The following is a 22,783-nucleotide window of genomic DNA, read 5'->3' on the forward strand; positions in this document are numbered from 1 at the left end:
GCCCGGTCAGGGAGCTCGGGGCGGCCGACCCGGGGCGCCCGGCCCGACCGGGCCCCATACACCAGGCCCCATGCATGGGGGGAGATACGCCGATGCCCCGCCGCGCGAGGCGACGGGGCATCGGGAAGAACCGGGTGAACCCGAGATCGGAGGTCAGGCCGCCGACGTGGAGCTCGACGAGGTCGCGGGCTTCGAGTCCGAGGAGGACGTGGAAGGCGTCGACGACGCGGTGGGGGACGAGGAGGTCGAGGACGAAGTCGTGGAGGACTTCGACGCGGCCGGCGAGCTGCTGGACGACGAGCCGCGGCTGTCGTTGCGGTAGAAGCCGGAGCCCTTGAAGACGATGCCGACCGCGGAGAACACCTTCTTCAGGCGTCCCTTGCAGTTCGGGCACTCGGTCAGAGCGTCATCCGTGAACTTCTGCACCGCCTCGAGGCCCTCGCCGCACTCGGTGCACTGGTACTGGTAGGTCGGCACTTGTCTTCCTCCTGGCACTCACACTCATCGAGTGCTAACGACGATCCATAGTGACGTATTCCGCGGGATCAGTCCACCGCCACGGGAACTCGGTGACCGACGCCACGCGCCGCGACCCGGCTCGCCGCGCGGGGCCGGAGCCGCGAGCGGAGGGCGAGCAACGTGATCAGGGCGAGCAGGGTGCCCACCATCGGGACCAGGAAGCCGGTGCTCGCACCGTGGGCGTCGGCGAGGCGGCCGGCGACCGTGACGGCCATGGCCTGACCGAGCGCCACCGCGGCGGTCAGCCAGGTGAAGGCTTCGGTGCGGGAGGTCGCGGGGACCAGGGTCTCGACGATCGTGTAGCCGGTGATCAGGGCCGGGGCGATGCACAGACCCACGACCAGGCCGAGGGCGCCGAGCAGCAGGACGGAGTGGGCCGACCACAGAAGGGAGGCGGCGACGGTGAGACCGATGTAGCCGAGGATCAGACGACGGCGGGGGCCGATCTTCCAGGCGACGGCACCCATGGCGATACCGGCGAGCATGTTGCCGGCGGCGAAGACGCCGTACAGCAGGCCGTTGGCGCCCGGGTTGCCGATCTCCTCGGAGAAGGCGGTGAGCGAGACCTGCATGCCGCCGAAGACGGAGCCGATGCCGAGGAAGGCGATCACGAGGACGCGGACGCCGGGCACCGACAGGGCCGAGCGGTGCGGTTCGCCGTCGGAGCGACCGGCCGCGGCGGCCAGGCCGTGGGCGGGCTGGGTGCGGCGCTGGGCGGCGAAGAACAGGCCGCCGATCAGGGTGAGACTCGCCTCGGCGATCAGACCGGCCGCCGGGTGGATGCCGGTGCACAGGGCGGTGGCGAGGACCGGGCCGACGACAAAGGTGAACTCGTCGGTCACCGACTCGAAGGCGGCGGCGGTCGACATCAGCGGGGTGCCGTCGAGCTTGGCGGCCCATCGGGCCCGGACCATCGGGCCGACCTGCGGCACCGAGGCACCGGCCGGGACGGCGGCCAGGAACAGCGCCCACATCGGGGCACCGGCGAGGGCCAGCACCACGAGCAGGGAGACGGAGGCGGTGTGCACGAGCACACCGGGGAGGAGGACCGCGCGCTGGCCGAAGCGGTCGGCGAGCTTGCCGCTCTGCGGCGCGAAGAGCGCCATGGAGACACCGGTCACGGCGGCGACGGCGCCGGCGCTGCCGTAGGAGCCGGTGGTGTGCTGGACGAGCAGCACGATGCCGATGGTCAGCATCGCGAAAGGCTGTCGGGCGGCGAAGCCCGGCAGAAGGAAGGAGAGAGCACCGGGAGTGCGGAGCAGTTGTCCGTAACCGGGCCGCTTCTCGGTGTTGACCGTGGACGCCACGGTCCATGCCTTTCTGCCGCCTGGTAGCGGGCCCGGGCAAGGTGGTGCGGGCAACGCCGAGAGCTGTCCTCTTGCGCGGAACTGCGGTAGATACCGGGACCCACTGCGAGGTTCCGCGGCCGCCATACGGTCGCGCCAGCTCTGCGTCAGGCAGAGTTGGTTCGATCTTGTGTTCCTTCATGGTACAGGGAAGGGCGTCTTCCCGCCTGGGAAAACGCCCTGGGGCCCGAATTAATGCCTGGGATTAACCGGAGGTTCGCCTGGGTGGCCTCCGGAACGGGCGTCGCATGGCGGTCGGGCCGTGGTCGGCGGTGCTGACCGCCGTGGCGCCGCCCGTGCCCAGCCAGCCGGCCAGCTTGCCGCCCTGGCCGACCGCCCTGAGGCGGCGCTCGGCGGCGTCCCTGACCGGGTCGGTGGCGACGACGAGGAGTTCGTCGCCGCGGCGCAGCACGGTGGCGGGGCCGGGGACGAAGCTCTTGTCCTCGCGGACGACCAGGGTGACGGCGGCGCCCGCGGGCAGGCGGAGCTCGGCGACCTCGACGCCGTGCATCTTGGAGCTCTCCGGGATGGCGACGGAGAGCAGGTGGCCGCGCAGCCGCTCCAGCGGGGCGGACTCGACGCCGAGGTCGGCTGCCTCGCCCTGGTCGCCGAGCTTCAGGGCCTTGGCGAGCCAGGGCAGGGTCGGGCCCTGCACCAGGGTGTAGACGACGACCAGCACGAAGACGATGTTGAAGATCCGCTCGCTGCCCTCGATCCCGGACACCATCGGGATGGTGGCCAGGATGATGGGCACGGCGCCGCGCAGGCCGGCCCAGGACATGAGGGCCTGCTCCTGCCAGGGGATGCGGAACGGAAGGAGGCTGACCAGGACCTCCATGGGGCGCGCGACCACGGTGAGGACCAGGCCGATGATGACGGCGGGCCAGAAGTCGTTCACCAGCTCATGGGGGGTGACCAGCAGGCCGAGCAGGACGAACATGCCGATCTGGGCGATCCAGCCGAGGCCCTCGGCGAAGCCCCGGTTGGCCGGGGCGTGTGGCAGCTTGGCGTTGCCGAGGACCATCGAGGCGAGGTAGACGGCGAGGAAGCCGGAGCCGTGGGCCATGGCGCCGGCGGCGTAGGCGACGACGGCGATGGCCATGACGGCGATCGGGTAGAGGCCGGAGGCGGGCAGCGCGATGTGGCGCAGTCCGTAGGCGCCGGCGAAACCGACGGCGAGTCCGACGGCGGCGCCGATGGCGAGTTCGAGGCCGATCTTGCCGACCAGTACGTACCAGGCGTCGACCGGGCCCGCGGTGGAGAAGGCGACGACCAGGATGACGACGGGGGCGTCGTTGAAGCCGGACTCGGCTTCGAGGACACCGGTCACCCGGGACGGCAGCGGCACCCTGCGCAGTACGGAGAAGACGGCGGCGGCGTCGGTGGAGGACACGACGGCGCCGATGATGAGGGCCTGCTGCCATTCCAGGCCGACCAGGTAGTGCGCGGCCGAGGCCGTGATGCCCACGCTCACCGCGACGCCGACGGTCGACAGTGCGACCGCCGCAGGCAACGCGGGTTCGATCTCCTTCCACTTGGTGCCCAGGCCGCCCTCGGCCAGGATCACCACCAGAGCGGCATAGCCGATCACCTGGGTGAGTTCGGCGTTGTCGAACTGGACGTTGCCGATGCCGTCCTGCCCGATGGCGATCCCGATCCCGAGGTAGAGCAACAGGCTGGGGAGCCCGCTCCGGGACGAGATCCGCACCGCCGCGACAGCGATGAGCAGCACGAGCGAGCAGATGAGCAGGAGTTCGTTGAGCTGGTGGACAGTCAGTGGCCGTTCCTTCCCCTCGCGTACGGGTCGCCGGATCGTTCCTCCGACACCGTTACTTCGTTACCTTACCTAATCTTTAACGCATCCTTGACGCCTCCTTGGTGTTACATCGCACATCAGTACGTATAGGAACGGTGCTCTTCCTGACTCCGCGTCCGGGCCCTCCGGGCGCTGCGCCTAAGGTTGCTCCCGTACTCCAGGACCACCCTGCCCCTCGAAGGACAGCGATGCCCTCCAACACGACCGCGCCCCCCACCAAGAAGAAGGGGCGGCGCGCCCGCCTGATCGTCCTCGTCCTGGTCCTCGCGCTGCTCGCGGGCATCGGGTACGGGGGGTACTGGGGCGTCAGCACCGTCCGGGCCTCGTTCCCGCAGACCAGCGGCACGCTCCGGCTGGACGCGCTGTCCGCGCCCGTCGAGGTCAAGCGCGACGCCTACGGAGTCCCGCAGCTCTACGCCGACAACGAGTCCGACCTGTTCCGCGCCCAGGGCTATGTCCAGGCGCAGGACCGCTTCTACGAGATGGACGTCCGCCGCCACCTGACGGCCGGCCGCCTCTCCGAGATGTTCGGCAAGAGCCAGGTCGACACCGACGCCTTCCTGCGGACCCTGGGCTGGCGCAAGGTGGCCCAGGAGGAGTACGACAAGGTCCTCACGCCCGAGACCAAGAAGAACCTCCAGGCGTACTCCGAGGGCGTCAACGCGTACCTCAAGGGCCGGGACGCGTCCGACGTGTCCGTCGAGTACGCGGCCCTCGCCTTCACCAGCGACTACAGCATCGAGCCGTGGACCCCGGTCGACTCGGTCGCCTGGCTCAAGGCCATGGCCTGGGACCTGCGCGGCAACATGCAGGACGAGATCGACCGGTCCCTGATGGCCAGCCGGCTGAGCGCCGCGCAGATCAAGGACCTGTACCCGGGGTACCCGTACGACCTGCACCAGCCGATCGTCGGGCAGGGCGCTGTCGACAAGATCACCGGCAAGTTCGACCCCGACGCCGAGCCGCGCGGCGGTGACGGCGGCAGCTCCGGCGGCGGGTCCTCCGACAACGGCATCCAGTCCCAGCTCGCCGGGCTCTCCGACGTCCTCGACAAGATCCCCGCCATGCTCGGCCCCAACGGCAACGGCATCGGATCCAACTCCTGGGTCGTCTCCGGCAAGTACACGACCTCCGGCAAGCCGCTCCTGGCGAACGACCCGCACCTCGCGCCGATGCTGCCGTCGCTCTGGTACCAGATGGGCCTGCACTGCCGCACGGTCTCCGCGACCTGCCGCTACGACGTCGCCGGATACACCTTCTCCGGCATGCCCGGCGTGATCATCGGCCACAACAACGACATCGCCTGGGGCTTCACCAACCTCGGCGCCGACGTGACCGACCTCTACCTGGAGAAGATCGGCACCGACGGCTACCAGGTCGACGGCAAGACCAAGCCGTTCATCACCCGCGACGAGATCATCAAGGTCGCCGGGGACAACGACCGCAAGATCACCATCCGCTCCACCGAACACGGCCCACTGGTCTCCGACCGCTCCACCGAGATGGAGAAGGTCGGACAGACCGCCCCCGTCGGCAACGCCGCCCCCGACCGCGGCACCGGCTACGGCGTCGCGCTGCGCTGGACCGCCCTCCAGCCCGGCAAGTCCATGGACGCCGTCTTCGCGCTCAACCGCGCCAAGGACTTCACCACCTTCCGGGCCGCCGCCAAGGACTTCGAGGTCCCCTCGCAGAACCTGATCTACGCCGACACCAAGGGCCACATCGGCTACCAGGCACCCGGCAAGATCCCGGTCCGCACCAAGGCCAAGGGCTACGACGGCACCCTGCCCGCGCCCGGCTGGGACTCCTCGTACGACTGGAAGGGCTACATCCCCTACGACGAGCTGCCGTACGAGTACGACCCGGCGCGCGGCTACATCGTGACCGCCAACCAGGCCGTCGTCGACGAGAAGAAGTACCCCTACCTGCTCACCAAGGACTGGGGCTACGGCTCGCGCAGCCAGCGGATCAACGACCTCATCGAGTCGAAGACCAAGGACGGCGGCAAGATCTCGCCGGACGACATGCAGACCATGCAGATGGACAACCGCAGCGAGATCGCGACCCTGCTCAACCCGCTCCTGCTGAAGATCGACATCTCCGACCCGCAGGTCCGCGAGGCCCAGAAGCTCCTCGAGGGCTGGGACTACACCCAGGAGTCGGACTCGGCCGCCGCCGCGTACTTCAACGCGGTCTGGCGCAACCTCCTCAAGCTCGCCTTCGGCAACAAGCTGCCCAAGGAACTGCGTGTCGAGGGCGACTGCATCAACGTGCGCGTGAGCGACACCACCGGCCCGGTCGACGAGCAGAACAAGCTGGTCCCCGAGTGCGGCGAGCGCGACGCCGACACCGCGCAGCCGGACGGCGGCGACCGCTGGTACGAGGTGGTCCGCCCGCTCCTCAAGCAGGAGAAGAGCGCCTGGTGGACCACCCCGGGCGACCGGCTGAACCCCGCCACCGAGACCCGCGACCAGCTGCTCGCCCAGGCCATGAAGGATGCCCGCTGGGAGCTGACCGCCAAGCTCGGCAAGGACGTCTCCACCTGGAGCTGGGGCCGGCTGCACCAGCTGACCCTGAAGAACCAGACCCTCGGCACCGCGGGCCCCGGCTTCGTGCAGTCGCTGCTCAACCGCGGCCCGTGGAACCTGGGCGGCGGCGAGGCGGCCGTCGACGCCACCGGCTGGAACGCCGCGGGCGGCTACGAGGTCATCTGGGTCCCGTCCATGCGGATGGTGGTCAACGTCGGCGACTGGGACAAGTCCCGCTGGATCAACCTCAGCGGCGCCTCCGGCCACGCCTACAACGCCCACTACACCGACCAGACGGACAAGTGGGCCAAGGGCGAACTGCTCGACTGGGCCTACGGGCAGGGTGCCGTGGAGGCCAACACCAAGGACACCCTGAAGCTGGAGCCCTAGAAGAACCGCCCCGGGGCCTCCGGGACCCTGGCCCCCGTTGACAAGGGGCCGGGGCCGGTTCCCTCAGGGCGCGAAGCGCCTGACCCCCTCCGGGGTCACCACCGCGTGCACGGGGTGGTCGTGCGGCTCCTCCGGGACCCGCGCGACCACCTCGTTCGCGTACAGGAGCACCACCAGCGCGGGCCGCGCCCCGGCGCGCGCCAGCCGGGCGAGCACCCGGTCGTACGACCCGCCGCCCCGCCCGAGCCGCATGCCGCGCGCGTCGACCGCGAGCCCGGGCAGCAGCACCGCGTCCGCCGTGGTCACGGCGTCAGGGCCGAGCCGTTCCCCGACCGGTTCGAGCAGTCCGCGGCCCGCCTTCGCCAGCCGCTCGGCACCCTCGTACGGCGCCCAGTCCAGGTCGTTGTCCGGCAGCAGCACCGGCAGCAGGACCCGCACGCCCCGCGCGCGCAGCGCGTCGAGGAGCGCGCGGGTGCCCGGCTCGCTCCCCACCGAGACATACGCGGCGACCGTGTCCGCCCGCGCCAGCTCCGGCAGTTCGCGCGCGGAGTCGGCCAGCGCCTCGGCGGCCCGCACCCGCTCGTCGGCACCGAGCGCGGCGCGGGCGGCGAGCAACGCCTTGCGCAACGGCGCCTTTTCAGACGTTTCCGGACCAGGTTCGATGCTCACGGCGACTCGTATTCCCCTTGTGTCGGGCGGTGGCGGCACGGGCGCGAAGGCGGCACGACGGCGGCGCGGAGCCGAGGCGCTGCTGAGGCACCGTCGACGAGGCACGCGCCCGAGCGCACGCCCGCGCGGACCCCGCCATTCTCATGGCTTTTTCGCAGCTTTCTCTCATATTCGGCCCATACCGAACGGCTAGGGTGCTCCGCATGACTCAGACGCCGTCCCTCACCAAGGCTGTCATCCCGGTCGCCGGTCTCGGCACCCGGTTCCTCCCGGCGACCAAGGCGACGCCCAAGGAGATGCTGCCGGTCGTCGACAAGCCGGCCATCCAGTACGTCGTGGAAGAGGCGGTCGCCGCCGGCCTGTCCGACGTCCTCATGATCACCGGACGCAACAAGCGTCCTCTTGAGGACCACTTCGACCGGAACTACGAGCTGGAGGAAGCCCTCGTCCGCAAGGGCGACGGCGAACGGCTCGCCAAGGTCCAGGAGCCCAGCGACCTCGCCACCATGCACTACGTGCGCCAGGGCGACCCGCGCGGCCTCGGCCACGCCGTCCTCTGCGCCGCCCCGCACGTCGGCGACCAGCCGTTCGCCGTCCTCCTCGGCGACGACCTGATCGACCCCCGCGACCCGCTGCTCGCCCGGATGATCGAGGTCCGCGAGCGGTTCGGCGGCAGCGTGATCGCGCTGATGGAGGTCGAACCCTCGCAGATCCACCTCTACGGCTGCGCCGCGGTCGGCCCGACCGACGAGTCGGACGTCGTGAAGGTGGGCGGCCTGGTGGAGAAGCCGGAGGCCGCCGAGGCCCCCAGCAACCTCGCCATCATCGGCCGCTACGTCCTCGACCCCGCCGTCTTCGCCATACTCCGCGAGACCGAGCCGGGCCGCGGCGGCGAGATCCAGCTGACCGACGCGCTGCAGAAGCTCGTCCAGGACGAGCGGGTCGGCGGCCCGGTGCACGGCGTGGTGTTCAAGGGGCGCCGCTACGACACCGGCGACCGCGGTGACTATCTGCGTGCCATTGTCAGACTGGCGTGCGAACGTGATGATCTGGGGCCGGACTTCCGGTCCTGGCTCCGCAGTTACGTCAACGAGGAGATGTAGCACCTTGAGCAGCAGCACGGCTCCGTCGGACCCCGGCCACGGCCATGGCGACGGCCAGGGTCACGCCCACGACTCCGGCCATGACTCCGGCCACGGCCAGGGCCACGGCACCGAAGACGCCCGTGCCGACGCCTGTTCGGGCCCGGCCAAGGGCCTGTGGTCCGTCGACGAGCACCTGTCCGACGTCCTGGCGGCGGTCGCCCCGCTCGAACCCATCGAGCTGCAGCTGCTCGACGCCCAGGGCTGCGTCCTCGTCGAGGACGTCACGGTGCCGGTCGCGCTGCCGCCCTTCGACAACAGCTCCATGGACGGGTACGCGGTGCGGGTCGCCGACGTGGCCGGGGCGAGCGAGGAGTTCCCCGCCGTCCTGACCGTGATCGGCGACGTCGCCGCGGGCGCGGGCGGGCTGCCCGAGGTCGGCCCCGGCCAGGCCGCCCGGATCATGACCGGCGCCCCGCTGCCGCCCGGCGCCGAGGCCGTCGTCCCGGTCGAGTGGACCGACGGCGGCACGGGGGAGGAGGGCGCGGCCGGCACCATGCGCCCCGCGAGCGCCGCCCCCGAGGGCGCCGAGGGCGAGGTCCGGGTGCACCGCCCGGCCGAGGCCCGCGCCCATGTCCGCGCGCGCGGCAGCGACGTCACGGCGGGCGAGCTGGCCCTCGCCGCCGGGACCGTCCTCGGCCCGCCGCAGATCGGCCTGCTCGCCGCCATCGGCCGCGGCACCGTGCGGGTGCGCCCCCGCCCGCGCGTGGTCGTGATCTCCACCGGCAGCGAGCTGACCCAGCCCGGAGAGCCCCTGGGCGAGGGCCAGATCTACGACTCCAACAGCTTCGCGCTCGCCGCCGCCGCCCGCGACGCCGGAGCCCTCGCCTACCGGGTCGGCGCGGTCGCCGACGACGCCGAGTCGCTGCGCTCCGCCATCGAGGACCAGCTGATCAGGGCCGACCTGATCGTCACCACCGGCGGCGTCAGCGTCGGCGCGTACGACGTGGTCAAGGAAGCCCTCACGGCGGACGGCGAGGTCGACTTCCGCAAGCTCGCCATGCAGCCGGGCAAGCCCCAGGGCTTCGGCATGATCGGCCCCGACCACACCCCGCTGCTCGCACTGCCGGGCAACCCGGTCTCCTCGTACGTCTCCTTCGAGCTGTTCGTACGGCCCGCGATCCGGGCCCTGATGGGCCTCGCCGACCGGCCGGACGCCCAGCGGCCCGAGGTGCGCGCGGTCCTGAAGGCCGACCGGGCGCTGTCCTCGCCCGCCGGACGCCGCCAGTTCCTGCGTGGCCGGTACGACGCGGTGTCGGGCACCGTCGCGCCCGTGGGCGGTGCCGGTTCCCATCTGATCGCGGCGCTCGCGCACGCGGACGCGCTCCTCGTCGTACCGGAGGAGGTGACGGCGGTCGAGCCCGGCACCGAGCTGTCGGTGCTCCTGCTCGGCTGACCGACGGCCGGGCGGCCGACGGTCCGGCGGTCGATGGCCGGGCCGTCGATCGGGTGAGGTGACCGGCGGCCGACCGTTCCCGGCCCCCGGACCCGGCGAACGGGTGGTCGGTTCCCGGGTGCCCACCGGTCCTTTTCCGGGGCGCCGGTGACCGGTTCCGGCGGCGGGTGACCGGCTGCCGGGCCCGTTCCGGCGGACCGGCCCCGGTGGGGGTACCGTGTCGTCCCACACAGCGACCGGGAGTGTCACCGCCATGAGCACGCAGCAAGGACTCACCCACATCGACGAGGCCGGGGCGGCCCGGATGGTCGACGTCTCCGCGAAGGACGTCACCGCCCGTACCGCGCGGGCCAGCGGACGGGTCCTCGTGGCACCGCGCGTGATCGAACTGCTGCGCGGCGAGGGCGTCCCGAAGGGCGACGCGCTCGCCACCGCCCGCATCGCCGGGATCATGGGCGCGAAGAAGACGCCCGAGCTGATCCCGCTCTGCCACCCGCTGGCCGTCTCCGGCGTCACCCTGGACCTGAAGGTCACCGACGACGCGGTGGAGATCCTGGCGACGGTGAAGACCACGGACCGCACGGGCGTGGAGATGGAGGCCCTGACGGCCGTGTCGGTGGCGGCCCTGACCGTCGTCGACATGGTGAAGGCCGTCGACAAGGGAGCCGTCATCTCGGACGTACGGGTCGAGGAGAAGACCGGCGGCAAGTCCGGGCACTGGACGCGGGACGAGGCATGACCGGCACGGAGAACGCGAACGCGAACGGGAACGGGAACGGCGGCGCGCTGCTCGCCCCGTACGCCGCGCTCGTCGTCACCGCCTCCAACCGGGCGGCCGCCGGGGTCTACGAGGACAAGGGCGGCCCGCTGATCGCCGAGACGCTGCGGGGCTTCGGCTTCGCCGTGGACGGACCGCAGGTGGTGCCGGACGGCGCGCCGGTCGAGGCGGCGCTGCGCGCCGGGATCGACGCCGGTTACGACGTGATCGTGACCACCGGCGGTACGGGCATCTCGCCCACCGACGCGACCCCCGAGGCCACCCGGCCGCTGCTCGACCGGGAGATCCCGGGCATCGCGGAGGCGATCCGGGCGTACGGCCGGGACAAGGTGCCCACGGCCGCGCTCTCGCGCGGGCTCGCCGGGGTCGCCCGGAACACGCTGATCGTCAACCTGCCCGGTTCGACGGGCGGCGTACGGGACGGGCTCGCCGTCCTGGAACCGCTGCTGATCCACGCCGTGGACCAGATCCGCGGCGGTGACCACCCGAGACCCGCGACGGAAACGGGCCCGGAGTCATGATCCCGTCCTGGCCCGTGGTCCTGGTGGACGGCGATGTCCTGCTCCGCCCGATAAAGATGCGCGACCAACGGGCCTGGCGCGAGGTGAACCGGCGCAACCGGGACTGGCTGCGCCCCTGGGAGGCGACGGTGCCGCCGCCGGGTCCCGGCGGACCGGTGACGCAGCGCCCCACATACCGTCAGATGGTGCGCCATCTGCGGTCGGAGGCGAACGCGGGCCGGATGCTGCCGTTCGTCATCGAGTATCAGGGGCGGCTGGTCGGACAGTTGACCGTCGCGGGAATCACCTGGGGCTCGATGTGCTCGGGCCATGTCGGTTATTGGGTCGACCGGGACGTGGCCGGACGGGGTGTGATGCCGACGGCGGTCGCGCTCGCCGTCGACCACTGTTTCCGCTCGGTCGGACTGCACCGGATGGAAGTCTGCATTCGCCCGGAGAACGCGCCCTCGCGGCGGGTGGTGGAGAAATTGGGATTCCGCGAGGAAGGTCTGCGCCCGCGCTACCTCCACATCGACGGTGCCTGGCGTGACCATCTGGTCTTCGCGCTGACCGCGGAGGAGGTGCCGGAGGGGCTGCTGCGCCGCTGGCACCAGGGACGCCGTCAGCATCACTGACCCCTCGTCGGCGCCACGAACAGAGGCGCGAATGCAATAAGTGTTCGAATTTAATCGCCAGTTGACCGTCAATCGATCTGAACAATCACAAAAAAGTTCAGTGATATCAGCCAGATCGTGCGACACACCGGCCCAATTGGCCGATGCCCTCACCCGAACCCCTCTACGGTGTGAGGCGTGAGCAGCAGCGGCCTCATCTACGCAGTCATCGTCGGGGCCTGGGCCGCCTACTTGGTGCCGATGTGGCTCCGCAGGCAGGACGAGCTGAACGAGGCACGTCCGACGGAACGCTTCAGCACCGCCATCCGGCTGCTGTCCGGACGGGCGGGCATGGAGCGCCGTTACGCCAAGGAGCTGCGGGACCGGGACCGTGCGGCGGACGCGGCGCCCGACGTGGACCCGGACGTGGCGACGGAGCAATTGAGCTCGGTCGACGTCCGGGGCTTCAGCGCGCCCGCGACCAGGACGGAAGCGCGCCTCGAGATGCCGGAACCGGCGCCCGAGGCGCAGGGGCAGGCGGGCTCGAAGGCGGGCCGGAAGGCCGCCGCCAAGGTCTCGCCCGCGGCCTCCGCCCCGGCCCCGCACCAGGCTCAGGCCCACGCCCGGGTCCAGGCGGCCGCCGCCGGTCCCGCGGCCGGGGCCCAGGCCGCCCGGCGGACGTCCGGTGCGGCGGCCGAGCGGGCCCGGCGCAGCAAGGTCCTCGCCCGACGCAGGCGCACCACGGTGCTCCTCTTCGTCGGCTTCACCATCGGTGCGGTGGTCGCGGCCGTCGGCGGCCTCGGCTTCCTGTGGGCGCCGGCCGTCCCCGCGCTGCTGCTCAGCTGGTACATCGTCTATCTGCGGGTCCAGGAGCGGCGGCGCTTCGTGTACGTGATGGACCGCCGCAACGCCGAGGCCGCCGCGGCCCGGCTGCGCGAGAGCCGCCGCCCGGCCCCGACGCCCGAACCGGAGCCCGCCCCGGCCCCGGCCGCCGAGCCCGCCGTCTCCCCGCAGGAGGCGGACCGCCGGGCGCTCGTCGAGCAGACGGACCACGCGGAGTGGGTGGACCAGCAGCGCGAGCGCGGCCCGGTCCGCGGCGACAGCTGGGACCCGGTGCCGGTGCCGCTCCCCACGTACGTCACCGCGCCGGTCGCCCCGCGCGCGCCGGGCGGCGTCGACATCACGGACCCGGAGACCTGGAGCTCGGCCCGCTCCTCCACGGCGGCCGACCCGGCCCCCGCCCCCGCCCCGGCCCCCCGCCAGCGCACCACCCCGCCGCGCTCGCGCCGCGACCACGGCCGTACTCCGCTGTTCGACCAGTACGCGGACGACGACCGCCCGCGCGCGGCCAACGAGTGACCCCGGGCGACCGACCCACAACTGACCTGCGTCCGGCCTGCACCTGACCTGCGAGGGAGTGAATTTCGTCGGACGGCGATCGGGATGCTAATGTTTCACACGTCGCAGGGGCCTGTGGCGCAGTCCGGTAGCGCACCTCGTTCGCATCGAGGGGGTCAGGGGTTCGAATCCCCTCAGGTCCACAGACAGAGAAGATCCCGTCCGATCGTAAGATCGGGCGGGATCTTCGTCGTTTTGAGGTGAGCGTCACGACGCTGCCGGCCCTCCAGTCCTACCGGCCCGCCAGCCTTTCCGGCCCTTCCGGATCCGCGCTCTCCGCGTCCGGGACGGTGTAACCCAGCGCGCGGGCCTGTCGCGCCACCCTCGCGAAGTCCGCCGTGGGCGACAGAGAGGCCACCGTCCGGCGGTTCAGCGGTGCCTGCGTCAGGATCGCCGCCACGGCGTCGCGGTCGATGGCGCGCTCGAAGTAGTCCTCGGCGAAGCTGAGGTACGCGTCCGTGCTGCCGTCGGTGAGGAGCTCGAAGAGGTGGTCCGCGCCGTCCGACTCGTCGGCGGCGAACTCGACCGGGCCGCACTGCCAGGACGTGGCTCCCTGCTCCCGCCACGCACACACCGTCGCGTCGAAGAACCCGTCGAACTCGAACTCCGGCGCTGTCGCGTAGTGCGCGAGCGACGCGGGCAGGCCGTCGAGGAGTCCGGGCCAGTGCGCCCGGGGCGACTCCCGCCACGGGGTGGCGGTGCTCTCGTGATCGAACCCGTAGAGGAAGATCCCGGCCGGATCGAACACGACGGCGTACTGGTCACCGGAGCCGTTGTCCATGAGGGCCAGGCCGACGTCCTCGCGCCAGTCGGAGGCGAACGTGTGGGTGGGAGCGTGCGGGTCGAGGATGGTGTCGAGCAGTGCCAGGGCTCGGCAGCGGGCGAGCAGGACGTCGGGGTCGGGCAGTGAGGCCACCAGCGTGTGAACAGCCATGGACGTCATTGAAGCGCCTGCCACTGACAACGGACCCGTGCCCGGAGCCCGGAACGCTCACACCCGGCACGGGCCGTGTCCGCACGGGACTCTCCTGCCTCCCCCACGCGCGCGCGTGCCGCGCGGACGGACGGACGGGCGGGCGGCCAGCGGCCGTGGGGTTCACGGGTTCACGGGGCCCCGTGGGCGTACGCGGCTGTCGCCGCCTCGACGAAGGCGCGGATCAAGGGGTTCGGGTCGGTCTCGTTCCAGGCGGCGACCACGCGGCTCGGCGGGAGGTCGAGGAGGGGGACCACGGCAAGGTCGGCGGGGAGGTCGTGGCCGAGCGGGGTGAGGCCGATGATGCCGGTCCACAGCACGGCCTGCAGACACTCCTGGACCACGCGGACCACCGGGCCCTCGCGGGGCTCGCCGCCGTTCCAGTAGGACTGCCAGTGCGGGTCGGTGCCCGGCGGGAACTGGAACCAGCGGCGGTCGGCCAGGTCGGCGAGGCGGAGATGGGGGCGGCGGGCCAGCGGGTCGTCCGCGCGGAGGACCACCCCCACCCGGTCGGCGCGGAGTTCACGTACCGTCAGGGCGGTCTCGTCGAACGGCGCACGGGTCAGGGCGACGTCCACCAGGCCCGCGCGCAGCCCGCAGGTGGGGTCGGTGAGGTCGGTGTCGCGGATCCGGATGTCGACGCCCGGGTGGGCGCGGCCGAACGCCGCCGCGAGCCGGGTGGTCCCCGGGTCCGTGCTGTCGCCCAGGATGCCGACGGTCAGCGTGGCGCGACCCGCCGCCGCCCCCACCCGGGTACGGATCAGGTCGGCCCGGTCGAGCAGCGCCCGCGCCTCGTCGAGCAGCGTCGCGCCCGCCGGGGTGAGCAGCACGCCGGCGGGGGAGCGGGTGAGCAGCCGGGCGCCGAGCTCGGCCTCCAGGCGGCGGATCGCCCGGCTCAGCGCCGGCTGGCTCATGTGCAGTCGGTGGGCGGCCCTGCCGAAATGGAGTTCCTCGGCGACCGCCACTAAATAGCGCAGGGTACGTAGCTCCACGCTGCGACGATACCCACCGTGCATCGGCCGTGCGGAACAGGTCTTGGACAGCCGCCCGGCGCCGGCGGTGCACTTGCGGCATGTCCATGAACACCGCCACCGTGATCGCCTACTGGGTACTCGCCGGGCTGCTCGCCCTCTTCTACCTCTACGCGGGCGCCATGAAGCTCACCCGCGACCGCGACCAGCTCCGCCCGATGATGGCCTGGGTCGACCGGATCCCGCTGCCCGCGCTCCGGGGTCTCGGCACGGTGGAGGTGCTGGGCGCGCTCGGTCTGCTGCTGCCGCCCGCCACCGGCGTCGCGCCCTGGCTGGCGCTCGCCGCGGCGGTCGGCCTCTTCGTGCTGCAGATCGGTGCCGTCGTCACCCATCTGACCGGCGGCGACCGCAAGATCGGCCTCAACATCGGCCTGATCGGAACGACCGCCGTGACCGGCTGGCTCGCCGCCGCCGTGTGGCTATGAGCCAGCCGTGAACCAGCCGTGAGCCGGTCGTGAGACAGACGTGAGCCCCATCCCAGGACCAGGTCAGGACGTCTGCGCCTTGTTGTAGAGGGCCTGGGCGTCCGGCCCGAAGTAGGGGCCGAACATCCTGTTCGGCAGGAACGTGTAGCCGAAGCTGTTCACCGACGACTGCAGGCCCGCGCCCGTCGCCTCGTCGAACGAGCTGAACCAGGGACCGCCGCTGGACCCGCCGGTCATGTTGCAGCCCAGCCCGTGGTCCTGGGTGAGCAGGAAGTCCTTCGACGAGTTGCCGGAGCAGTGGATGAGCCTGGTCCCGTCGTACGGGGCCGCCGCCGGGAACCCGAACGCGTACATCGGCTTGTTGTACGCGCCGTTGAACTGCAGGCCCTGCGCGCCGGTGACCGAGGTGAGCGTCCGGCCGTTCAGCGGCGCGACGACCGCCGCGCCCACGTCGTAGTTCATCTCCTCGCTCGCCTCCCACTGCGGGGTGGTGAGCGTCCGGGAGGCCGTCCACTGACCGTAGGGCGCGTTGCCGTTGTCGTACGCCGGGACGAAGACCCAGTTGGTGTGCCAGGCGCCCTGGTACTTCACGCAATGGCCCGCGGTGATGACGGTGCTGGCGTTCTGGCTGGTCACGGCATTGCCGGAGCAGGACGCGGTGCGGCCCTGGAAGGTGAAGAACACCCGCCCCGAGGTCTTCACCACCGCCCCGCCGCCGGTCCACGGGCCGCCCGCCTGCGGGAACGAGGCGGGGGAGAGCGCGGACACGGGGGATGTGTGGCCGGGCGCCGTGGGCGCTGTGGGCGCGATCGTGGTCGGGGCGCCGACGGCGGTGGGTGGGACCGTGGCGGGGGCCGTGGTCCGTAACGCGTCCGGGTCGGCCGTGAGGTCCAGCGGAGTGGCCGTACGCATCCGTTCCGGCGTCCAGAAACCGGTCGCCGCGCGCTGGGCGCCGACGCTGAACGAATGGCCGGTGTTGCCCGCCGCCTGGGCGCTTCCCGAGGCGGCGAGTCCGCCGCCCAGGAGCGCGGCGGCGAGGCCGGTGGTGAGGACGGTGGCGAGGGCCGAGCGGTGGTGGCGTGACACGCAGGTCTCCTTCTGTCGAGGGTCGACGTGCGTGGGCAGCGTCCCAGAGCGTGGCGGACTTGTCAGGGGCGCGTCACGGCCATTCCGTCACGGATCTCCTGCGGATCTCGTTGACGGGCTCTTGCGGGCCCGGACTACAGCTGCTTCGCGTAGCAGCGGCTGCTCGGGTAGTCCCGGTAGTAGCCGAACTTCGCGCACGCCTCGTAGCCGCTCGACTCGTACAGGGCGATCGCCTCCGGCTGCGCGTCCCCGGTCTCCAGGACCATCCGGGTTCGCCCGGCCGCCCGCGCGTCCGTCTCCAGGAGGGCCAGGATCCGGCGGGCCAGGCCGAGCCCGCGCGCCTCGGGGATCACGTACATGCGCTTCAGTTCGGCGTCGCCGTCCGCGTACCCCTCGTCGTTCTCGTCCTGGGTGCGCCAGCCGCCGGTCGCGACCGGCCGGTCCTCGGCGTCGTACGCGATCAGGTAGAGGCCCTGCGGCGGCGCGAACATCGACGGGCTGAGCGGTGTGAGATCGCCCTCGCCGTCCTCGCCGTCCTCGTCCCCGTACCGCACGGCGTATTCGAGCTGTACGGCGTCGTTGAGCTTCACCGCGTCCGGGTGGTCAAAAGGAGTGGGGCGAATGTCCATGCGCAAAATCGTACGTCCATGCGATGCGCCGAAGGCGTGGGGGCGCGAGGTGTCGGTATTCTCCCGGGATGCTCACTGTCACGTCCGTGAACGTCAATGGTCTCCGTGCCGCCGCCAAGAAGGGCTTCGTCGAGTGGCTGGCCGGGACCTCCGCCGATGTGGTCTGCCTGCAGGAGGTGCGCGCCGAGGAGGCGCAGCTGCCCGCGGAGGTACGGGCCCCCGAGGGCTGGTTCACCGCCCACGCGCCCGCCGCCGCCAAGGGGCGGGCCGGGGTGTCGCTGTACACCCGGCGTGAGCCGGACGCCGTTCGCGTCGGCTTCGGCTCGGCCGAGTTCGACGGCAGCGGCCGCTACATCGAGGCCGACCTGCCCGGCGTCACCGTCGCCAGCCTCTACCTCCCGTCCGGAGAGGTCGGCACCGAGCGGCAGGACGAGAAGATGCGCTTCATGGGCGAGTTTCTTCCGTACCTGAAGGCACTCAAGGAGCGGGCCGCCGCCGACGGCCGCGAGGTCGTCGTCTGCGGCGACTGGAACATCGCGCACCAAGAGGCCGACCTCAAGAACTGGAAGGCCAACCAGAAGAGCTCCGGCTTCCTGCCCGAGGAGCGCGACTGGCTCGGCCGCGTCCTCGCCGAGGGCGACGGCGGATACGTGGACGTGGTCCGCGCCCTCCACCCCGACCAGGTCGGCCCCTACTCCTGGTGGTCCTACCGGGGCCGCGCCTTCGACAACGACAGCGGCTGGCGCATCGACTACCAGATCACCACGCCCGGGCTCGCCGCCAAGGCGGTGAAGGCGTACGTCGAGCGCGCCGCCACGCACGCGGAGCGCTGGAGCGACCACGCGCCCGTGACGGCGGTCTACGAGCTGTAGGCGCTTGGCCCAGCCCCAGCCCCAGCCCCAGTCTCGGCCCCGGCTTCGGGTCTCAGCCGTGGCTCCGACCGTGACCGTGGCTGTCGCCATGGCTCTGGCCATGGCTGGGGCTGTGGAGGCGGCGGTCGAGGGCGAGGGACAGTTCCGCCTCCACCACGCTCTTGGCGAGCGGACGCCACCGCCGCAGAGCGTCCTCGTCCTCGTCCTTGCCCCTGTCGCTGTTCTTGTGCTTGTCCTTGCTCTTGCTGTTGTTTGTCTCGTTCGCGTGGGCGCCGTCCCCGGGTCCGCCCGCGTACCGGCCGAGGATGTCCGCGAACAGCTCGGCGAGCGCGTCCGCGTGCTCGCGCACCCGGGCGCCCGCCTCCAGGACGGCCGCCAGCGGCACGCCGTCGCGGACCAGCTCGGCCGAGACGTCGAGCAGGCGGCGGCTGACGTGCACGATGTCCTCGCCGTCGGTGGCGAGGTAGCCGAGCCGCAGGGCGGCGGCCAGGTTCTCCGGCGTCACCTGCCCCGCGAAGTGGTCCGCCAGCTCCTGCGGGGTGAGCCGGACCGGCTCCTCCTCGGTGGGGACGCCGAGTTCGAGCACCTCGCCGACGTCGCGGCCGGACTCGAAGGCGGCGGTGAGATCGGCGATGCCGTTGAGGGTGTGGCCGCGGTCGAGGAGCGCGGAGATCGTCCGCAGCCGGGCCAGGTGGTGCTCGTCGTACCAGGCGATCCGGCCCTCGCGGCGGGGCGGCGGGATCAGTCCGCGCTCGCGGTAGAAGCGGAGGGTGCGGACGGTGATCCCGGCGGCTTCGGCGAGGTCGGCCATCCGGTACTCGCGGGGGGCCGCTGCCATCACGCCGGTTCCGGGGTCCGTGCCGGTGCCGGTGCCGGTGCTGGCACCGGGGTCGGCGCCCGTGTCCGTGTCCGGCTCGCCGCTCCGGCGCGCGCCCGCTCCCGCTACCGCGCTCGCGCCCCCGTCGGACGCCGCGCCCGCCCCCGTACCCGATCGTTTCGCCACGTCCGCCAGCCTATGTTGTACCGCCGGTAACTTTCCCCGGCCGACCCCTACCGCTCGGTATGCCGCTGCTCTACAGTCCCGATTGTGCCAGTGATTGCTGGCGGAGTCTTGGCCGGGCGCACGGGAGGCGGCATGGCGAAGCACGAGCACGTACGGGTGGCGGTGATCGGATCGGGGTTCGGCGGGATCGGGGCCGCCGTCCGACTGCGACGTGAGGGGATCACCGACTTCGTCGTCCTGGAGCGGGCCGACGCGGTGGGCGGCACCTGGCGCGACAACAGCTACCCCGGCTGCGCCTGCGACGTTCCCTCCCACCTCTACTCCTTCTCTTTCGCGCCAAACCCCGACTGGCCCCGCACTTTCTCCGGCCAGCGGCACATCCGCGCGTACCTGGAGCGCGTCACCGACACCTTCGGCGTCCGGCCGCATCTGCGCCTCGGCCACGAGGTCACCAGGGCCGCCTGGAACGAGAGCGAACTGCGCTGGGACATCGAGACCAGCCGCGGCACCTTCTCCGCCGACGTCGTCGTCTCCGCGACCGGGCCGCTCTCCGACCCCAAGATCCCCGACATCCCCGGGCTCGCCGGCTTCACCGGCAAGGTGTTCCACTCGGCCCGCTGGGACCACGACTTCGACCTCGCGGGCAAGCGGGTCGCCATGGTCGGAACCGGCGCCTCCGCCATCCAGATCGTGCCGTCCATCCAGCCGAAGGTCGCCCGTCTGACCCTCTTCCAGCGCACGCCCCCGTGGGTGATGCCCCGGGTGGACCGGGCCATCACCGGCCCCGAGCGCTGGCTGCACCGGCAGCTGCCGGTCACCGCGACCGCCCGCCGCGGCCTGCTCTGGGGCATCCGGGAGCTGCAGGTCAGCGCGTTCACCAAGCGGCCCGACGAGCTCGGCCTGGTCGAGCGGCTGGCCAAGCGCAACATCGCCCGGTCGATCAAGGACCCGGTGCTGCGGGCCAAGCTGACGCCCTCGTACCGCCTCGGCTGCAAGCGGATCCTGCTGTCCAACGCCTACTACCCGGCGCTCGCGCAGCCCAACGTCGACGTCGTCGCCTCCGGTCTGGAGGAGGTGCGCGGCAATGTCGTGGTCGGCACCGACGGGACCGAGGCGGAGGTCGACGCGATCGTCTTCGGCACCGGCTTCCACGTGACCGACATGCCGATCGCCGCCCGCGTCTTCGGCGCGGACGGGCGCTCGCTCGCCGAGCACTGGAAGGGCGGCATGGCGGCCCTGCGCGGCGCGACGGCCGCCGGGTTCCCCAACTGGATGACGATCATCGGCCCCAACACCGGGCTCGGGAACTCCTCGATGATCCTCATGATCGAGTCCCAGCTGAACTACCTGGCCGACTACCTCCGCCAGATCGACGTCCTCGGCGGCCGCACCGCCCTCGCCGCCCGGCCCTCCGCCGTCAACGCCTGGAACCGGAAGGTCCAGACCCGGATGGAGCGCACGGTCTGGCAGGGCGGCGGCTGCGAGAGCTGGTACCTCGACGCCAACGGGCGCAACACCACGCTGTGGCCGGGCACGACGGGCGAGTTCCGGCGCGAGACGCGGGGGGTCGACCTGTCCGAGTACGAGGTGCTGCGCGCCCCCGCGCCGGTCCCGACCCCGACCCCGGCACTGACCCCGACTCCGACCTCGGTTCCGGCTGCGGCTGCCGAGGCCGCGGGTGCGGGGGCGGGCGCGAAGGCAGCGGGCCGTTCCCGTACCGGCTCCGGTACGAAGAAGGAGGCGGTCCAGTGAGCCCCGACCTGCGGCTCGTGAGCCCCGACCCGCGGATCGTGACCGCCGTCTCCGCCGACGGCACGCCGCTGCACGTCGAGGTGTACGGCCCCGAGGGCGCGCCCGTCGTGGTCCTCGCGCACGGCTGGACCTGCTCGACCCGCTTCTGGGACGCGCAGATCAGGGACCTCGCCGTCGACCACCGGGTGGTCGCGTACGACCAGCGCGGGCACGGCGGTTCGCCCGCCCCGGATCCGGTCGGCACCGCCGCCGGGGCCGTGCCGGGATACTCGACCGAAGCGCTCGCCGACGACCTGGAGGCGGTGCTCGGCGCCACCCTCGGCCCCGGCGAACGCGCGGTCCTGGCCGGGCACTCCATGGGCGGCATGACGCTGATGGCCGCCGCCCGGCACCCGCTCTTCCGGCAGCACGCGGCCGCCGCGCTGCTCTGCTCGACCGGGCCGTCCCGGCTCACCGAGGAGTCGCGTGTCGTGCCGTTGCCGCCCGGTCGGCTGCGGACCCGGCTGACCAGGGCGGTGCTCGGCTCGAAGGCGCCGCTGGGGCCGGTGAACGGGATCTCGAAGCGGATCCTCAAGTACGCGACGATGGCGCCGGGTTCGGCGCCCGACCGGGTCGACGCCTGCGCCCGGATCGTGCACGCCTGCCCGCGCGGCGCCCGGTACGGCTGGTCGCAGGTGCTGGCCGGGCTCGATCTGGAGCCGGGGATACGGGAGTTGCGGCTGCCCGTCGCGGTGCTGGTCGGCACCGACGACCGGCTGACGCCGCCCGCCCACTCCCGGGCCATGGCGGCGGCGCTGCCGCACTGCACCGGTCTCCTGGAACTGACCGGGGCGGGACACATGACGCCGATGGAGGCCCCGGAGGCCGTCACGGCACAGATCCGCGAACTGACGCTGACGTATCTGGGCGCCGGAGTGGGTGCCCGAGCGGGCGAGGAGGCAGGGGCATGAGCAAGGTGAGTCTGGAGGGGCAGGTCGCGGTCGTCACCGGCGGTGCCCGTGGCGTCGGCGAACTCCTCGCCCGCAAGCTCTCGGCGCGCGGCGCCAGGATCGCGCTGGTCGGGCTCGAACCGGAGCTCCTGAAGGAGGTCACCGGGCGGCTGCACACCGAGGCCGACTGGTGGCACGCCGACGTCACCGACCACGAGGCGATGGCCCGGGTCGCGAACGAGGTGAAGGAGCGGTTCGGCAAGGTCGACATCGTCGTCGCCAACGCGGGTGTGGCGGCGGGCGGTCCGTTCGTCGACTCCGACCCGGCGGCCTGGCGGCGGGTGATCGAGGTCAACCTGATCGGCGGCGCGGTCACGGCCCGCGCGTTCCTGCCCGTACTGATGGAGTCGCGCGGCTACTTCCTGCAGATCGCGTCGCTCGCGGCGATGACGCCGGCGCCGATGATGACCGCGTACTGCGCCTCGAAGTCGGGCGTCGAGGCGTTCGCGCACAGCCTGCGCGCCGAGGTCGCGTACAAGGGGGTGAAGGTCGGCGTCGGCTACCTCTCCTGGACCGACACCGACATGGTGCGGGGCGCTGACCAGGATGACGTGATGCGCGAGCTGCGCACCCGGCTGCCGTGGCCCGCCAACTGCACGTACCCGCTGGGCCCGGCCGTCGAGCGGATCGTGGCGGGCGTCGAACGGCGCTCGGCGCACGTGTACGCGCAGTGGTGGCTGCGCGGGATGCAGTCCACCCGCGGATATCTGCCCGGGATCATCGCCTCCGTCGGGCAGCGCGAGATGCGGCGCTTCGAGCCGCGGCTCGGGGCGGTGTCCAAGGGGCTGGTCGGCGCGGGCGGCGCGGCGGACGAACAGTCCCGGCGGCAGGAGCGGGTCTGAGCTGAAGGGGAGGGGCGGGGCTGAGGGGGAGGGGCGGGGCTGAGGTGGTCCGAGCTTGTCCTGACTCTCCGTGTCTGATCGAAGT

Annotated in this window: 21 protein-coding genes and 1 tRNA gene; 13 read left to right on the top strand and 9 right to left on the bottom strand. The window is 72.1% G+C overall.

What is annotated here, in order from left to right:
- Nucleotides 1–153: 153 nt before the first annotated feature.
- From ACIPXM_RS16965 to ACIPXM_RS16975, 3 genes are all read right to left on the bottom strand, one after another.
- Nucleotides 154–477, bottom strand: coding sequence for an FmdB family zinc ribbon protein (locus ACIPXM_RS16965; RefSeq protein ID WP_401655834.1), 324 nt, complete (start codon nt 475–477; stop codon nt 154–156).
- A 68-nt stretch (nt 478–545) separates the two neighbouring features.
- On the bottom strand, nt 546–1,826 hold the full coding sequence (locus ACIPXM_RS16970) for an MFS transporter (protein WP_401655836.1): 1,281 nt from the start codon (nt 1,824–1,826) through the stop codon (nt 546–548).
- Between the two features lie 244 nt (nt 1,827–2,070).
- Nucleotides 2,071–3,597, bottom strand: coding sequence for a potassium/proton antiporter (locus ACIPXM_RS16975; RefSeq protein ID WP_401655838.1), 1,527 nt, complete (start codon nt 3,595–3,597; stop codon nt 2,071–2,073).
- Nucleotides 3,598–3,869: 272 nt separating this feature from the next.
- On the opposite strand from ACIPXM_RS16975, the gene ACIPXM_RS16980 reads away from it, so the two are divergent.
- Entirely contained in the window at nt 3,870–6,599 is a 2,730-nt protein-coding gene (locus ACIPXM_RS16980) for a penicillin acylase family protein (protein ID WP_401655840.1), read from the top strand.
- A gap of 63 nt (nt 6,600–6,662) precedes the next feature.
- On the opposite strand, the gene ACIPXM_RS16985 is transcribed toward ACIPXM_RS16980, so the two are convergent.
- Nucleotides 6,663–7,226: a 5-formyltetrahydrofolate cyclo-ligase gene (locus ACIPXM_RS16985; protein WP_401655842.1), complete on the bottom strand. Its 564-nt coding sequence runs from the start codon at nt 7,224–7,226 to the stop codon at nt 6,663–6,665.
- Between the two features lie 245 nt (nt 7,227–7,471).
- Here ACIPXM_RS16985 and galU point away from each other — a divergent pair, with 245 nt between their 5' ends.
- From galU to ACIPXM_RS17020, 7 genes are all read left to right on the top strand, one after another.
- Nucleotides 7,472–8,371 carry a UTP--glucose-1-phosphate uridylyltransferase GalU gene (gene galU, locus ACIPXM_RS16990; protein WP_401655844.1) on the top strand — a complete coding sequence of 300 codons (900 nt, stop codon included), beginning with the start codon at nt 7,472–7,474 and terminating at the stop codon, nt 8,369–8,371.
- 4 nt (nt 8,372–8,375) lie between these two features.
- The gene (gene glp / locus ACIPXM_RS16995; protein WP_401655846.1) at nt 8,376–9,806 is read left to right on the top strand and encodes a gephyrin-like molybdotransferase Glp; all 1,431 of its coding nucleotides are present in this window, start codon (nt 8,376–8,378) and stop codon (nt 9,804–9,806) included.
- Nucleotides 9,807–10,059: 253 nt separating this feature from the next.
- Nucleotides 10,060–10,545, top strand: a complete 486-nt coding sequence (moaC, locus tag ACIPXM_RS17000) for a cyclic pyranopterin monophosphate synthase MoaC (RefSeq protein ID WP_401655848.1) — start codon at nt 10,060–10,062, stop codon at nt 10,543–10,545.
- Entirely contained in the window at nt 10,542–11,105 is a 564-nt protein-coding gene (locus ACIPXM_RS17005) for a molybdenum cofactor biosynthesis protein B (RefSeq protein ID WP_401655850.1), read from the top strand. The genes moaC and ACIPXM_RS17005 overlap by 4 nt, the downstream gene beginning before the upstream one ends.
- The gene (locus ACIPXM_RS17010) at nt 11,102–11,719 is read left to right on the top strand and encodes a GNAT family N-acetyltransferase (protein ID WP_401655852.1); all 618 of its coding nucleotides are present in this window, start codon (nt 11,102–11,104) and stop codon (nt 11,717–11,719) included. The genes ACIPXM_RS17005 and ACIPXM_RS17010 overlap by 4 nt, the downstream gene beginning before the upstream one ends.
- Nucleotides 11,720–11,896: 177 nt before the next feature.
- Entirely contained in the window at nt 11,897–13,057 is a 1,161-nt protein-coding gene (gene glpR / locus ACIPXM_RS17015) for a gephyrin-like molybdotransferase receptor GlpR (protein ID WP_401655854.1), read from the top strand.
- 108 nt (nt 13,058–13,165) lie between these two features.
- Nucleotides 13,166–13,239 (top strand) — tRNA-Ala (locus ACIPXM_RS17020).
- 89 nt (nt 13,240–13,328) lie between these two features.
- Here ACIPXM_RS17020 and ACIPXM_RS17025 read toward each other — a convergent pair.
- The gene (locus ACIPXM_RS17025; protein WP_401655856.1) at nt 13,329–14,030 is read right to left on the bottom strand and encodes a hypothetical protein; all 702 of its coding nucleotides are present in this window, start codon (nt 14,028–14,030) and stop codon (nt 13,329–13,331) included.
- 170 nt (nt 14,031–14,200) lie between these two features.
- A complete protein-coding gene (locus ACIPXM_RS17030) occupies nt 14,201–15,085 on the bottom strand; it encodes a LysR substrate-binding domain-containing protein (protein ID WP_401655858.1) in 885 nt (294 codons plus the stop codon).
- A gap of 56 nt (nt 15,086–15,141) precedes the next feature.
- Here ACIPXM_RS17030 and ACIPXM_RS17035 point away from each other — a divergent pair, with 56 nt between their 5' ends.
- On the top strand, nt 15,142–15,525 hold the full coding sequence (locus ACIPXM_RS17035; protein ID WP_401655860.1) for a DoxX family protein: 384 nt from the start codon (nt 15,142–15,144) through the stop codon (nt 15,523–15,525).
- A 63-nt stretch (nt 15,526–15,588) separates the two neighbouring features.
- Here ACIPXM_RS17035 and ACIPXM_RS17040 read toward each other — a convergent pair whose 3' ends face one another.
- Both ACIPXM_RS17040 and ACIPXM_RS17045 read right to left on the bottom strand, forming a co-directional pair.
- The gene (locus ACIPXM_RS17040) at nt 15,589–16,611 is read right to left on the bottom strand and encodes a trypsin-like serine peptidase (RefSeq protein WP_401655863.1); all 1,023 of its coding nucleotides are present in this window, start codon (nt 16,609–16,611) and stop codon (nt 15,589–15,591) included.
- A gap of 134 nt (nt 16,612–16,745) precedes the next feature.
- A complete protein-coding gene (locus tag ACIPXM_RS17045) occupies nt 16,746–17,240 on the bottom strand; it encodes a GNAT family N-acetyltransferase (protein WP_401655865.1) in 495 nt (164 codons plus the stop codon).
- Nucleotides 17,241–17,308: 68 nt separating this feature from the next.
- On the opposite strand from ACIPXM_RS17045, the gene ACIPXM_RS17050 reads away from it, so the two are divergent.
- Nucleotides 17,309–18,112 carry an exodeoxyribonuclease III gene (locus ACIPXM_RS17050; protein ID WP_401655867.1) on the top strand — a complete coding sequence of 268 codons (804 nt, stop codon included), beginning with the start codon at nt 17,309–17,311 and terminating at the stop codon, nt 18,110–18,112.
- A 52-nt stretch (nt 18,113–18,164) separates the two neighbouring features.
- On the opposite strand, the gene ACIPXM_RS17055 is transcribed toward ACIPXM_RS17050, so the two are convergent.
- Nucleotides 18,165–18,923: a MerR family transcriptional regulator gene (locus tag ACIPXM_RS17055; RefSeq protein WP_401656183.1), complete on the bottom strand. Its 759-nt coding sequence runs from the start codon at nt 18,921–18,923 to the stop codon at nt 18,165–18,167.
- 324 nt (nt 18,924–19,247) lie between these two features.
- Between ACIPXM_RS17055 and ACIPXM_RS17060 the strand changes: the two genes are divergently transcribed.
- Genes ACIPXM_RS17060 through ACIPXM_RS17070 form a run of 3 tightly spaced genes read left to right on the top strand, consistent with a single transcriptional unit; the run spans nt 19,248 to nt 22,698 of the window.
- A complete protein-coding gene (locus tag ACIPXM_RS17060) occupies nt 19,248–20,867 on the top strand; it encodes a flavin-containing monooxygenase (protein WP_401655869.1) in 1,620 nt (539 codons plus the stop codon).
- The gene (locus tag ACIPXM_RS17065) at nt 20,864–21,817 is read left to right on the top strand and encodes an alpha/beta fold hydrolase (RefSeq protein ID WP_401655871.1); all 954 of its coding nucleotides are present in this window, start codon (nt 20,864–20,866) and stop codon (nt 21,815–21,817) included. Before ACIPXM_RS17060 ends, ACIPXM_RS17065 begins: the two co-directional genes overlap by 4 nt.
- On the top strand, nt 21,814–22,698 hold the full coding sequence (locus ACIPXM_RS17070) for an SDR family oxidoreductase (RefSeq protein ID WP_401655873.1): 885 nt from the start codon (nt 21,814–21,816) through the stop codon (nt 22,696–22,698). The genes ACIPXM_RS17065 and ACIPXM_RS17070 overlap by 4 nt, the downstream gene beginning before the upstream one ends.
- Nucleotides 22,699–22,783: the final 85 nt, after the last annotated feature.

Source organism: Streptomyces sp. NPDC090025 (assembly GCF_044748125.1).
GTDB lineage: Bacteria > Actinomycetota > Actinomycetes > Streptomycetales > Streptomycetaceae > Streptomyces.

What these genes read in the sequence shown, in the direction of transcription:
- ACIPXM_RS17010 (WP_401655852.1), top strand. Translation starts at nt 11,102, where the DNA reads ATGATCCCGTCCTGGCCCGTGGTCCTGGTGGACGGCGATGTCCTGCTC.
- ACIPXM_RS17025 (WP_401655856.1), bottom strand. Translation starts at nt 14,030, where the DNA reads ATGGCTGTTCACACGCTGGTGGCCTCACTGCCCGACCCCGACGTCCTG.
- ACIPXM_RS17045 (WP_401655865.1), bottom strand. Translation starts at nt 17,240, where the DNA reads ATGGACATTCGCCCCACTCCTTTTGACCACCCGGACGCGGTGAAGCTC.
- ACIPXM_RS17050 (WP_401655867.1), top strand. Translation starts at nt 17,309, where the DNA reads ATGCTCACTGTCACGTCCGTGAACGTCAATGGTCTCCGTGCCGCCGCC.
- galU (WP_401655844.1), top strand. Translation starts at nt 7,472, where the DNA reads ATGACTCAGACGCCGTCCCTCACCAAGGCTGTCATCCCGGTCGCCGGT.
- ACIPXM_RS17035 (WP_401655860.1), top strand. Translation starts at nt 15,142, where the DNA reads ATGTCCATGAACACCGCCACCGTGATCGCCTACTGGGTACTCGCCGGG.
- ACIPXM_RS17055 (WP_401656183.1), bottom strand. Translation starts at nt 18,923, where the DNA reads ATGGCCGACCTCGCCGAAGCCGCCGGGATCACCGTCCGCACCCTCCGC.
- moaC (WP_401655848.1), top strand. Translation starts at nt 10,060, where the DNA reads ATGAGCACGCAGCAAGGACTCACCCACATCGACGAGGCCGGGGCGGCC.
- ACIPXM_RS17005 (WP_401655850.1), top strand. Translation starts at nt 10,542, where the DNA reads ATGACCGGCACGGAGAACGCGAACGCGAACGGGAACGGGAACGGCGGC.
- ACIPXM_RS17060 (WP_401655869.1), top strand. Translation starts at nt 19,248, where the DNA reads ATGGCGAAGCACGAGCACGTACGGGTGGCGGTGATCGGATCGGGGTTC.
- ACIPXM_RS16980 (WP_401655840.1), top strand. Translation starts at nt 3,870, where the DNA reads ATGCCCTCCAACACGACCGCGCCCCCCACCAAGAAGAAGGGGCGGCGC.
- ACIPXM_RS17070 (WP_401655873.1), top strand. Translation starts at nt 21,814, where the DNA reads ATGAGCAAGGTGAGTCTGGAGGGGCAGGTCGCGGTCGTCACCGGCGGT.
- ACIPXM_RS17030 (WP_401655858.1), bottom strand. Translation starts at nt 15,085, where the DNA reads ATGCACGGTGGGTATCGTCGCAGCGTGGAGCTACGTACCCTGCGCTAT.